Source organism: Paenibacillus sp. J22P90 (assembly GCF_059692195.1).
Window position 1 is genome coordinate 1,184,558 of sequence record NZ_JCAUAY010000001.1, and the last position, 12,225, is coordinate 1,196,782.

Consider the following 12,225-nt stretch of genomic DNA (forward strand, 5'->3'; position numbering starts at 1 on the left):
CATAGGGATATTCAAACTTTATCATATGAAGGAAGTGTAGCCATGAGGAGATATCAATGGATTAGATGGCGAAAGTTAATCCTCTGGCTGACAGCCATCGCCTTGATTTTAGGGGTGCTATGGGTAGGTGGGCCAACCTATTGGAGTGTCGCGTTTAGTATAATCGGCTTACTGTTGAACCTGGTTATGGCTATGGCCTTTATGATTATTCAGTTCGTAGCACTCTTCTGGTTCTTAGCGAGAGGACGAACGTACTGGATTTTGCCTGGGGAGACGGGCTCTACGTGGGATGATTATCGCGGTAATCCTGAGATTGTGGAAAACGCCAAACGAATTGTTACCCTGTTAAAGGGTGTCAAAGAGTTTAAGGAGATGGGCGGCGAAGCGATTCGCGGATTGCTGCTGTGTGGGCCGCCAGGTACAGGGAAATCATACTTAGCACAGGTTATTGCCAATGAAGCACAAGTGCCATTTGCTTACGCATCAGCGCCAAGTTTTCAGAACATGTTCTTCGGTGTAGGTAACTTAAAAGTAATGGGAATTTATAAGAAAGCACGAAAGCTGGCCCGCGTTTATGGCGCTTGTATCATCTTTATTGATGAGATTGATGCGATCGGGATGAGCCGACAAGGCGGCGGTGCTGGTGGCGGGATGATGGGTATGATGGGAATGGGCGGCGGTTCCGGCTTGCTGAATGAGCTGCTTCTGCAAATGGACCCACCGAACATCGACACGTCCAAGATTGTCAAGATGCTGCGCTCGCTCGGTCTACGCCGTAAAAAAGCAGAACGACCGCCAGTTTTAACTGTAGCAGCCACTAACTTGCCGGATGTACTCGATTCTGCCTTGCTTCGTCCAGGCCGCTTCGATCGGCAGCTGTGGGTGGATGTTCCTGACTATGACGGTCGGGTGGATATTTTCCAATACTATCTGAAAAAGGTAAAAGTGGACGAAACGCTGACCCCGGAAAAAGCGGGTCTCGATTCCATTGGATATAGCCCAGCGCAAATCAAGCACATTGTGAATGAGTCCGTCGTGATCGCGCATCAGCGTGGTGCTCCGGCGGCCACTTATGAGGACTTCCGAGCAGCGATGGAAACGTATGAGTGGGGACTTAAACAACCGCTTCGCTCGATGCGCGATGATGAGAAGCGGAATGTGGCTTATCATGAAGCAGGTCATGCGGTGGCGCAGTTCTTGCTTAAGCCTCATGAACGTGTTTGGAAAGTGACGATTGTAAGGCGTGGTGGCGCGCTTGGACTTTCGGCAACGAAGGAGACGCATGAGCGTTATAATCGAAGCGACTCGGAGATGCTGGCAGAGATTCAGGTATGTTTAGCAGCTCGCGCCGTAGAGGATGAATTCCTCCATAAGAAATTAAATGGTGTTACGTCCGATTTGCAGCATGCCACCCAAATTGCCGGTGCGTATATAGGGATGCTCGGGATGGGCGACGAATTGTTCAGTTTCCTAGCGGTTGGATCTCGTGTTGAGGGACTTAAAGCATTGCGTCCGCAAATTAATGAACTTTTGAAACAGCAGATGCTTGAAGTGAAGAAGCTTGTGCTGGATTACACAGAATTCGTTCATAAAATTGCGGAAGAGCTGCTGAAACGTGAAGATTTGACAGGTGATGAAATTGAAGAGATCTTTACGGAGCTGTATGGGGACTCGCGGCCTAGGGCGATTGAGGTAAAGCCGATCCCGCTCAAAAAAACTTCACTTGAAAAACCATTAACTGTCATTGATGATACGGATGAGGATCTCAACGCGTGAGGAAATAGAAGATTCCCATCGAATGAATTGCCTCCTTTTTGGCTATCGTGCTCAGAAGGGGGCAATTTGTATGTAAAGATCGAAAACAGACGAGTTATACATAAAATCAAAGGAGAATTCGATCATGGAATTTGATGCTATTGTGGTTGGAGCAGGTCTCGCAGGTTTAGTTGCAACTACAGAAATTGCGGATGCAGGCAAAAGGGTGCTTCTCCTGGATCAAGAACCAGAAGCTTCTTTTGGTGGACAAGCTTGGTGGTCATTCGGCGGTTTATTTCTCGTTAACTCACCGGAGCAGCGCCGTCTAGGTATACAGGATTCGCAAGAGCTAGCTTGGCAGGATTGGCAGGGGGCGGCAGGCTTTGATCGTGAAGACGATGAGGACTACTGGGGCCGCAAGTGGGCGGAGGCCTATGTCGAGTTCGCCGCTGGTGAAAAGCGCGAGTGGCTGCATGCGATGGGGGTACGCTTTTTTCCGGTTGTCGGCTGGGCCGAGCGTGGCGGCTATCTGGCAGAGGGGCATGGCAACTCGGTCCCTCGCTTCCACATCGTGTGGGGAACGGGGCCGGGCATCGTTGCCCCTTTTGAACAACGCATTCGCTCGTATATGAAAGAGGGCTGGGTCGTTTATAAGCCTCGTCACCGTGTGAACGAGCTGCTTCAAAACGACGGTGCCATCACCGGCGTTCGCGGTTCGGTGCTTGTGCCAAGCACGGCGGCACGCGGGGAGGCGAGCTCACGCGAGGCGATCGGCGAGTTTGAATACCATGCGCAAGCGGTAATCGTTAGCAGTGGCGGTATTGGCGCGAATCACGACTTAGTTCGCCAATACTGGCCGAGCCGGCTCGGCGAAGCGCCCAAGCGCATGCTTTCCGGCGTGCCGGCGCATGTTGATGGCCGCATGCTCGCGATTACCGAGCAATCCGGAGGCCGGATTGTGAACCGCGACCGGATGTGGCACTACACGGAAGGGATTAAGAATTGGAATCCCGTGTGGCAGAATCATGGCATTCGTATTTTACCAGGGCCATCCTCGCTTTGGTTGGATGCCCGTGGTCAGCGTTTTCCAGCGCCTAACTTCCCAGGCTTTGATACCTTAGGCACGTTAGAGGCGATCCAAAAGACTGGCTACGACTATTCCTGGTTTATTTTGACTCAGAAAATCATTGAAAAAGAATTCGCCCTGTCAGGCTCCGAACAGAATCCCGATTTGACGGGGAAAAGTATACGTAAAGTGTTGGCTAGAGCACGACCAGGCGCGATGGCTCCTGTGCAAGCTTTTATGGACAAGGGGGAGGACTTCGTCGTTGCTTCAACATTGGCTGAGCTTATTGTTGGCATGAATGCATTGACAGAGGAAAAATTGCTTGATTATGACCATATTGAGCGGCAAATCAAGGCAAGAGATCGGGAAATTGCGCACAAATTTACCAAAGATCTGCAAATCACCGCGATCCGAGGCGCTCGTAACTATATTGGTGACAAATTAATTCGTGTTGCGAAGCCGCATCGTATATTGGACCCTGCGAATGGACCGCTGATCGCAGTGCGATTGAATATCGTGAGCCGCAAAACGTTAGGCGGGCTGCAAACGGACTTATCTGGCCGCGTGCTGAATCAAGCGGGTGAAGTTATTCCCGGTTTGTATGCGGCCGGGGAGGCCAGCGGATTCGGCGGCGGCGGAGTGCATGGGTATCGCGCGCTGGAGGGCACTTTTCTTGGAGGCTGCTTGTTTACTGGGCGTGTAGCGGGGCGGGCTGTTGCGAGGGAGTTGCAAAGGAGAGCGTAGATGAGCGTTGTGCCATTAGTTCGATTTTGCCGAACTAAAACGCGGAATCCACGGAAGAAAGGGTGAATAGTTCGGTTTTGCCGAACTAATTGCCCTTTTTTCTTGGCTGGAGGGGGATATAGTCGATTTAGTTCGGTATTTTAGGACTAAATGAACAAAAATGCCACGGAGCTTGTAATTAGTTCGGAAATTTCGAACTACTGGGTGTTGGCGTCCCATTGGATGCCGTTGCAGAAAATTTTTTGCAAAAATGATAGATATGGCATATCCTTTGGCATCAACCTAGTAGAGGGAACATGAAAGGATGACACGTCATTGGAAGATCTTGTACAACGCGCACGCTCTGGTGATCGTGAGGCATTTGGTGAATTAGTTCGTTACCACCGAAGTAAAGCGCTCGGATGGGCAAGTACGATCACGCAAGACAAAGGCATGGCCGAAGATATCGTGCAAGAAGCACTCATAAGAGCATTTTTACACATTGGTACCTTAATGAATGCGGAGCGCTTTGTTCCTTGGCTGCAGCGTATCGTACGTAATCAGGCTTATATGAAAATGCGACGTGGCGGGCCTTATGGTAAGGAACGACCATTTTCACACTTTAGCCCAAAATCTGGAGACGTTGTAGATATCGATTGGACTGACATCGATCAAATCTTATTACACCTATCTCGCTCAGCAACGGAAGAAGCACAGTTTCGCGATGATCCAGCGGTTTCATTAGTAAGAGCGGATATGCTGCAGTGTCTGCGTGACTTGCTATCATGCCTCGGTAAGCGTGAAAGAGCGATGTTTGAAGCTCATTTTTTTGACGAATTGACGCCAGTCGAGATCGCATCCATGTTTCAAACGACGACTGCCAACGTTTACAACACCTTATCCAGATCCAAATCTAAGGTGTATAGGGAGCGGATCCGTATTTCCCTTAATACTTATGTGCAGAAACGAGCAACATTGGGACTCCCAAAACGTGTCATCCTTTCCTCTCCCCCAATCTAACATTGTCATGAAGGTGGTTACCAGAATATGATCTCTGAACAACTTATTAATCGTGATTGGACGAAGACATTGACTTCTGCTGCTAGTGCCGTATATGGAGCGGTCAGTTACACCGATAAAAAAAATCTCTCACTTGTAGACGTTATGGGGCTCACGGGTCATGCCTTCCGACTGAATATCGATCCGGTCGAAGTTAACGTAGCAGGTCCGACCTCTTTTCCTGGCGGTTATATTCTTCGCAGGAACTTATGCAACTTAGGCTATACCAGCAATATGGGAGAAGCTTCTAGACCTGTATCTCCTGAAAAGTTGGAGCAAACGATAGCCCTCATCCAGCGCTCTGTCGACAAAGGTTATCCGGCTATTGCATTTGATCTATTTATTCCTGAATTCGGCTTGATTTACGGTTACGACGACGAGCAGCAACTGTTTCATGCCAAAGATGTCTCCCAGGAAGGCACCATTTCATATGCAGATTTCGGTAGACCCAAAATTCCAGTATTATTTTTAGTCACCATTGAAGATAGCCTTTCACACTCGAAGTACGAGATGTTACGCATGGCATTGGATATGATTGTGGATCACGCTCGCGGGCGGGAATGGACATTTAATTTCAAAGATCGTTACGCGCAGGGGCTAAAAGGGTATGATGCATGGATCCAAGTCATGGAGAATCGGAACGCAGATGAGTTCGGTCATGCTTACAACATTGCAGTCGCAGCAGATGCGAGAGATTTTGCATGCCAGTTCCTTCGGGAAATGACCACCAAATGGGACGGCAGCAATGTCGTAGAACGAACTGTACGAAGCAAAGCAGCTGAGGCCGCGGCTCATTATGCAACTGTGGCAGAAGCTTTACGCGGTTTGCGTGAAATGTTCCCTTTTCCGGAAGGGGGTAAGCCAAAGGATCCCATACAAGCAGATCGAGCAATTGAACTACTAAAAAGTGCAAGAGAAGCGGAGACGAAGGGTGTACAGGTGTTGGAGAAGCTTTTGGACTTTATGAAGGCGTATCATTCGGATATTTGGGTGAAGCCGACGGCTGATTGAGGAGAATTTAAGCACAAATAAGTCTATTGGATGGAGAAAATGGAACAGATGGATAGGTCAATGTTGAGCCAGTGAGGTAAGGACTTACTTGAACATTTCGAAAAGTAGAAAAAGAAAAAATCTGAAAAATGGTCATACCCCTGTCAAGTAGACAGCTGAAAAAAGCTATGCTGCTAGCGCGCACCGATACTTAATCGGTGCGTGCTTTTTAGATTCAAAGGATCGCACTCTTCTGAACACTGCTATTTTTTAATTATTTTAGCAATGCCGACATCGACTAAATCTACATTCACATCAATCTCTTCTAAAGATTCGGGCTTTAATGGTAAAATCCCATCTTCCTTCAAGCGATGCCATTCCTTAGGGTTGGATCGGTAGAGCAAATTGGAAAGACCAAGAAGATCAGTGCCTGATTTAAGTCCGATCAGATACGTTTTCTGTATCTGCCTTCTTATTTCTTTCGTTGCGAGATCTATCAGTTCTTTCTCTGTAGCAGGCTTTTCCTGTTCCGTTATCGAACCTTGCGCTTTGACTTTAATTTGAAACGTTAGTTTTCCGTCTGACAGCTTGGGTTCGATGGAAGCTTTAATTTTTGACATGATCATCATCGCTATCGGCTCTTGATCAACTTGGAGCATTAAAGGGGTACGTACCGTTTTCTTCTCCATCCAACGCAGGCCTTTAATCTCATCAAGTTTAAAGCACTCCGTCAATTTTTTATTTTGAATGGCGCATATGCCATCTTGTTGAAGCTGTGGTGACGACTTCTTATTCTCTATCCAGCTAGCTTCATTGACGCTTAGTACTGGAAGGAGCAAGATCTGTCCGTCTTCCTCCCATTTCCATACAAATTTGTACAGGTACAGAGGAGCAACCATCGAGCTTTGAGAATATCGGTCAAGCGGGTTATTTAATTGTGAATAAAGGGTAGACATGTTTTGAGTAGGGGATACGTTAAACATATCCTCGATAGAACCCCGGGTTGCCATCGTCCAAATGGTGTACCGAAACTCGAAATATCTGTCCATTTGGTCTAAAATACTATGAATGACATCCTGTCGCAGCGCTGCTTCTGTAAACACCAAAGTTTTCACGTGACTCCAGGATAGTCTTTGCTGCGCCGTTTTGTATAGATCAAAGATGGCTGCATCCACTGTCTTTCCTTCACCCTTGCCAATGGAAACAAGCTCTTTGTTAGCTGCTGCCCCAGCTTCTTTCTTGGCAATATTAGTAAAACTAATCATTTTGGTGTAAAATACGACATTGCCCTTCACATAATCAATTCCGATCGAATTGACATAAGCGAGATGTTCAATTTCTTTTGCTCCCCAACATCCAGTAAGCATTAGAGAGATTAGTCCAAAAACCAGTGATTGCCGTATCATCTTCACGGTTGCTCATCTCCGTTATTTCGGGTAAAGTCTGGTACTCCCTCCTTCTTCCCCCAAGGCATGCGGAATACAATTTTGTATAGGTCTCGGAAACTGATCGGAACAATCGGACTTAAATATTTAACGCCAAAGGATTGCAGATTGACCATATAAATGGTGATAGCTAAGATACATATCAATAATCCAAACAATCCCAATAGACCGCAAATCAGCAATATGACTAATCGCAGCAGACTAATTAGGCCAACCATGTTTTGATTCACCATGGTAAACGACGCTAATACCGAGATGGCTACGACCACAAGAATGCCTGGTGCCGTCATTCCCGCACTAATCGCCGCTTGTCCGACGATCAATCCGCCCACAACGGATATCGTCTGTCCGATCGTGGATGGCAAGCGCATGCCCGCTTCACGAAATAATTCAAAGAGTAAAACCATGACAACGGCTTCGAGCGTCGTCGGCAACGGAACACCTTGTCTTGACATTACAATTGTTCCTAGCAAAGTGAAAGGAAGCTGATCCTGATGATAGGTAAGCAGTGCGATCCAAAATCCAGGAAGAAATACAGAAAGAAAGATACCGAATAGTCTTAAAGTTCGTGTGAACATGACAAACAAATTAATTGTATAGGCATCTTCCGAAGTATTAAACAAAAAGGTCAGGTTAATAGGTCCAATGAGCACTGTTGGAGAACCTTCAACCACAATGACAAACCTGCCATGCATGAGTGAGTTCACCGCAAAATCGGGTCTGCCCGTATACGCAAACTTCGAGAATAACGAATTACCGACTAACAGCTCCTCCAGTTGTGTAGTGCTAATCAGACCTTTTACCTTCACATTGGCCAGCTTGGCTTGAATCTCCTCTACTATGACTGGATTAATGCTATTTTTCAGATATAGTAGCATTGTTTTCGTCTGCGTCTGAGTACCGAGTGTATACGCTTCAACTGCCAGCGCGTTCGTCTTTAATCTTTTTCTAATTAATGCGACATTAGTCTTCGTTTCTTCAATAAAACCATCTCGAGGACCTTTAACCGAAATCTCCGCATTCGTTTCCTCGGTTTTCCTCTGAGGCGCATTGGCCAGATTCCAAGCATACAAGGAGGCTGTGTCATAAAAATAAACTAATAATTCACCATTAAATACGTTACTCATGATAAAATCCGTATCTAAATCTTGCGGTATGAAGGTAAGATGAAATGGTAGGTGCTGCCTGAGTTCAGCGTCATCGGAAATGACATGGTTTTTATACATTTCAATCAGGTGGGGAATAAAAAACTCATTAATCCGATTAACATCGCACAACCCCTCACAATATATCAGGAGTAAAGAGGATGAAGTTCCATTCTTTTGTGGAACAGTCAGCTTATTCGTGTGTACATCGCTACAGTCTTTGAACAGTTGCCGAAAGGTTTGTAATGTTTCATCATTCATAGAATCCAACTGATCTAACGTATTGTTCATGATTTTAATCTTCTCCATATGTTTCCGAAATGAATTAACCCTATGACAATTAGGAAATAGCCCGACATCACCCAAAATATAAGTGGTAATAAAATTTCAGTTAACAGATTGATAAACTTAGGATCGCTAAAGGGCAAACTAATCGTTATTAACTGGATAGCGCATATGAGGAAAAGAAATAACAATTTTTTCTCTTGTTTCTCTATGTTTAGAATATCGATAATCAAAAAAAGTGATAAAGAAATTCTCAGGAATGCCCCGCTAAACCATTGATAAATACTTAAAAAGTCCATGTGTTCGATAAAATGGCCAATCGTCACGAGTCTCCATTCTTCATAAGCGGGGAACCTCAAATGTGAAGCTTGCTCAGGACCGAATTCGACGATAGAGCCAATTAGAGGACCAATTGTAAGCCCTAATAGGATCAAGGCTAGAAATACAAGCGGCATGAACGAAATGCGAGTACGAATGTGATGCTGCATAAATAATAGCAATGATAATTCGATTAGACCTGCTCCAACATAAATAACACCATGCCAGACTGGCATCATGCCATGCTCCAAAAATGGCTTAAGTAAGGAATAATCCTTGTTTGGATGATTGGCAATGCTTACATAAAATCCCAAAATAACGACTAAGGGTAAAAAGATTACGGCTGTATTGGCTATAGATTCGATCCCTTTATAAGCATTGTAAACACAGACAAGCAACAAAGCAGTTGCTAAAACTAATTTTGGCGTGCTAGTTGCGAATGATAGATGGATCCAAGTAACGGTATCTTTTAACGTAATCGTCGATAAAGTAAGGAGGTACAAACATGCAATTCCTGCCATTAGGTAGGATACTGTTGCACCGTAAGTAAGCTTTAGCCAATGAAAAAAACGTATCTCTCGATTTTTAGAAATAGCCGAATAAAGCAGAACAACCCAAATCATACAAAAAACGCCTGCAAGCAAAACGGAAATCCAGCTGTCGCGTTGTGCTTTATCTAACACCAACGGAATGATAATGACATGGTTCAGCAGTCCTACAGAAAGCATAAACATCATGCATGTTTGCAAAAACGTTATGGAACCATTTTTCATTTAAACCTCCGATGTTTAGCAAATTGTTCCTGTAGTATGTCGAACTTTCATTGCGTTTATACAATTTCCCTGAAATGCCTGTTATTGGATAGTCGAAAAAACCACTCCATTGGACGGAGTGGTTTTGTCTTTTTTATAAATTCATCGCACTTACCTTCAAATCTGTCAAATCAACCTTGCCTCCAGCCGGATCCGTGATCTGCACGGTCACTTGCTCGCCAGCACGTAGATCAAAGAAGTTGTCGCTGAAGCGAATGTTGCCCTGAGGGACGTCCAGCTTCACCATCCGCGCATGTGCGCCGTTTGCGGTAATGTGCACAGCTTGCGCATCAGCATCGACTTTCACGCTAAGCGTAGTCGCAGGGAACTGAAGATCCTTCTGATCGCGCAGATAATGAAGATTATCTGGCGCAGCCCAGTCCGTCGTGTGTACACGGACAACAACTTGCTCCGGCGATGCGCCATTCAAGATAGCAGCTTCAGGCAAACTACCTAACTGGATCGCCGTATTTGCCGGCACAGCTGCATCGAACGCATTCGTGAACAGTTGCTCACCAGAGAAGTTATACACGGTAACGTGTACTTGTCCTTTCAATTCAACCAACGTATCATTCACAGCCCAAACATTCAAATCCTGCCCAGGCTCGTGATCGATTGAGAGCAGAAGCGGGTGATAAAACTTTTTCGCATAATAGTAGGATGCTTTCGGCAGCAGCTCGTAATCGATGAGCGACCAGCTTGTACCTGGCCAGCTATCGTTCAATTGCCAAATGAGAGAACCACTCGTACGATGCTTGTTACGACGGTAATGCTCAATGCCATACTTCAAGCCTTCGGCCTGTGTCAGCATGGAAAAATTCATATATTCCTCAATGTTTGTCGGAATACCGGTATATCCTTCCATGAGCAGGATACCTTTTTGGTGATTCGTATCTTTATTGCGATAAGCCATTTCAACACTGTTCCAGTAGAATTGGCCATTTGGAATGTTTTTCTCAAGCGTGTAGCGATTAGCTGACGCATGCATGCCGAATTCACTGCTGAAAAGTGTGAAGTCTTTTTTGTAGTTTTTGAACGTGACGCCTTGAATGCTGTAATCGAGCAGAGGCACATCGCCAAATTGACGCGGATATACCGAACCATGCCACACCTGCCAGTTATGGCGGTCACCGACATCGGGATCGTTAGCATCATTGCCGCCAAATGGGGAAGAAGGCCAGTAAGCACGACTGTCATCGAGCAGCTCAAGCGCATCTGGAATTAGTTCATGGTATATGATTTCCCCGTAGAATGGACAGTTGATGTCGCCGCCAGCGGATTTCATATCATACAGCCAGTCAATTTCGTTATTCCCGCACCAGAGTGCAAGAGAAGTATAATTGCGCAAGCGTTTGATGTTATAGATTACTTCGCTCTTCACATTTTCCATAAAGTCACGGTTAAAATCAGGGAACAACGCGTTCGCGAAGGCAAAATCCTGCCAAACCAGTACGCCACGCTTGTCGCACTCCTCATAGAAGACATCCTTCTCGTAGATGCCGCCTGCCCATACTCGAAGCATGTTCTGATTGGATGTAACCGAAAGATCGATTAGATCGCGGTAGCGTTGATCCGGAATGCTGCCAATGAAGTGATCCGCAGGGATCCAGTTCGTACCTTTTGCGAATAGCTTGACACCGTTCAGGATAAAGGCAAAAGCATTTTGACCCTCCGCATCCTTAACTTGCAGTTCAATGGTTCTGATACCAAATGGCTTGCGATAAGCATCCACTTGCTCGCCGTCCGCATATAGAATGACTTCCAGCTCGTATAGGTAAGGCTTGCCGAGGTCGTGTGTCCACCAAAGCTGTGGATCAGCGACTTTCAACGTGAACGTTTCCGATGCCGCCACATGGCCACTCGCAGAAGCAACAACTCGACCATCCGCATCCACCAATCGGATGTCACACGTCTTCTGGGCACCTTTGCGCAATGTCGCAACGTCAACATCGACTTGAACTTCCGCCTGAGCATCGCTGATTGAGCGTGTTCTTACAAAAACGCTGTCAAGCTTCGCGCGGCGGTAACGCTCAATAAATACTTTGCCCCAGATCCCCACGGTAACCATGCGAGGACCCCAGTCCCAGCCAAAATTCATCGCAGCTTTGCGCAGCCAAGGGCGTTCTTTCGTATAAGAGGACCATTGCATCAATTCCTTATCCTTATTGTGCAAATGCAAAGGATCGAATTTCACTGCGATAGAGTTTTTACCGTCTACAATGACGCGGGTGACATCGAACGTATGCGCCATGAGCATATTGCTTGTGGTCCCGATTTCCTTGCCGTTCACGTAGATCGTGGCAAACGTATCAAGACCTTCGAAAGTCAGCTCATGTTTTTCTTTTTCATCGTTTGGATTGCCTAACGAATAGTTGAAGGAGTGGCGGTACCACCATTCTTTTTGCTCAATCCAGCGACTTTTTGCGTCATTATGACCGAAATACGGATTCTCAATCAATTCTCGCTCAATGAGTGCGGAATGGACATCCCCGGGTACTTTTGCTGTAATCCAGAAACGATCGTCCAACCATGCTGCCGCGACATCGAGTGGTCTAGCTTGACCGACTTCGAACTGCTGTAATCGCCATAATCCTGATAATTCCATTAGTAAATTCTCCTCTTACCCA

General features: G+C 46.1%; 8 protein-coding genes. 4 read left to right on the plus strand and 4 right to left on the minus strand.

Going from position 1 to position 12,225, the window contains the following annotated elements:
* Window positions 1-42: 42 nt before the first annotated feature.
* The 4 genes from AC58UX_RS04150 (at window position 43) to AC58UX_RS04165 (ending at window position 5,614) form a co-directional block, all read left to right on the plus strand.
* Window positions 43-1,776 carry an AAA family ATPase gene (locus AC58UX_RS04150; protein ID WP_497249823.1) on the plus strand — a complete coding sequence of 578 codons (1,734 nt, stop codon included), beginning with the start codon at window positions 43-45 and terminating at the stop codon, window positions 1,774-1,776.
* Window positions 1,777-1,900: 124 nt separating this feature from the next.
* A complete protein-coding gene (locus AC58UX_RS04155; RefSeq protein WP_497249824.1) occupies window positions 1,901-3,565 on the plus strand; it encodes an FAD-binding dehydrogenase in 1,665 nt (554 codons plus the stop codon).
* Between the two features lie 315 nt (window positions 3,566-3,880).
* Complete coding sequence (locus tag AC58UX_RS04160; protein WP_497249825.1) at window positions 3,881-4,564, plus strand: RNA polymerase sigma factor; 684 nt, start codon at window positions 3,881-3,883, stop codon at window positions 4,562-4,564.
* A 27-nt stretch (window positions 4,565-4,591) separates the two neighbouring features.
* A complete protein-coding gene (locus tag AC58UX_RS04165; protein WP_497249826.1) occupies window positions 4,592-5,614 on the plus strand; it encodes a hypothetical protein in 1,023 nt (340 codons plus the stop codon).
* A gap of 242 nt (window positions 5,615-5,856) precedes the next feature.
* On the opposite strand, the gene AC58UX_RS04170 is transcribed toward AC58UX_RS04165, so the two are convergent.
* The 4 genes from AC58UX_RS04170 to AC58UX_RS04185 all read right to left on the minus strand — a co-directional run bounded on the left by AC58UX_RS04170 (window position 5,857) and on the right by AC58UX_RS04185 (window position 12,203).
* A complete protein-coding gene (locus tag AC58UX_RS04170; protein WP_497250062.1) occupies window positions 5,857-6,999 on the minus strand; it encodes a Ger(x)C family spore germination protein in 1,143 nt (380 codons plus the stop codon).
* 2 nt (window positions 7,000-7,001) lie between these two features.
* On the minus strand, window positions 7,002-8,474 hold the full coding sequence (locus AC58UX_RS04175; protein WP_497249827.1) for a spore germination protein: 1,473 nt from the start codon (window positions 8,472-8,474) through the stop codon (window positions 7,002-7,004).
* Window positions 8,471-9,559, minus strand: a complete 1,089-nt coding sequence (locus AC58UX_RS04180; protein ID WP_497249828.1) for a GerAB/ArcD/ProY family transporter — start codon at window positions 9,557-9,559, stop codon at window positions 8,471-8,473. The genes AC58UX_RS04175 and AC58UX_RS04180 overlap by 4 nt, the downstream gene beginning before the upstream one ends.
* A 133-nt stretch (window positions 9,560-9,692) precedes the next feature.
* Window positions 9,693-12,203 (minus strand): beta-mannosidase, encoded by a 2,511-nt coding sequence (locus tag AC58UX_RS04185; protein WP_497249829.1) that lies wholly within the window; start codon window positions 12,201-12,203, stop codon window positions 9,693-9,695.
* Between the last annotated feature and the right edge of the window lie 22 nt (window positions 12,204-12,225).